1 rRNA gene is annotated in these 744 nt (G+C 49.7%); it reads left to right on the top strand.

Going from position 1 to position 744, the window contains the following annotated elements:
- Positions 1–744 (top strand): 23S ribosomal RNA (locus PMAL9190_RS19945); the annotation flags it as partial.

Below are 744 nucleotides of genomic sequence, written 5' to 3' on the forward strand. Positions count from 1 at the left end.
GCGAACCGGGGGAACTGAAACATCTAAGTACCCCGAGGAAGAGAAATCAACCGAGATTCCGGTAGTAGCGGCGAGCGAAACCGGATTAGCCCTTAAGTTAGTTCAGCGTTAGGTGAAGGTTCTGGAAAGTACCGCGATACAGGGTGATAGCCCCGTAACCAACAACGCTTTATTAGTGAAATCGAGTAGGACGGGACACGTGATATCCTGTTTGAACATGGGGGGACCATCCTCCAAGGCTAAATACTCCTGACTGACCGATAGTGAACCAGTACCGTGAGGGAAAGGCGAAAAGAACCCCTGTGAGGGGAGTGAAATAGAACCTGAAACCGTGTACGTACAAGCAGTAGGAGCCCACTTGTTGGGTGACTGCGTACCTTTTGTATAATGGGTCAGCGACTTAATTTTAGTAGCAAGGTTAACCGTTTAGGGGAGCCGTAGGGAAACCGAGTCTTAACTGGGCGTCATAGTTGCTAGGATTAGACCCGAAACCGAGTGATCTAGCCATGGGCAGGTTGAAGGTGAGGTAACACTTACTGGAGGACCGAACCGACTAATGTTGAAAAATTAGCGGATGACTTGTGGCTAGGGGTGAAAGGCCAATCAAACTCGGAGATAGCTGGTTCTCCCCGAAAGCTATTTAGGTAGCGCCTCGGACGAATACTACTGGGGGTAGAGCACTGTTAAGGCTAGGGGGTCATCCCGACTTACCAACCCTTTGCAAACTCCGAATACCAGTAAGTA

It is taken from the genome of Photobacterium malacitanum (assembly GCF_900185615.1).
Lineage (GTDB): Bacteria > Pseudomonadota > Gammaproteobacteria > Enterobacterales > Vibrionaceae > Photobacterium > Photobacterium malacitanum.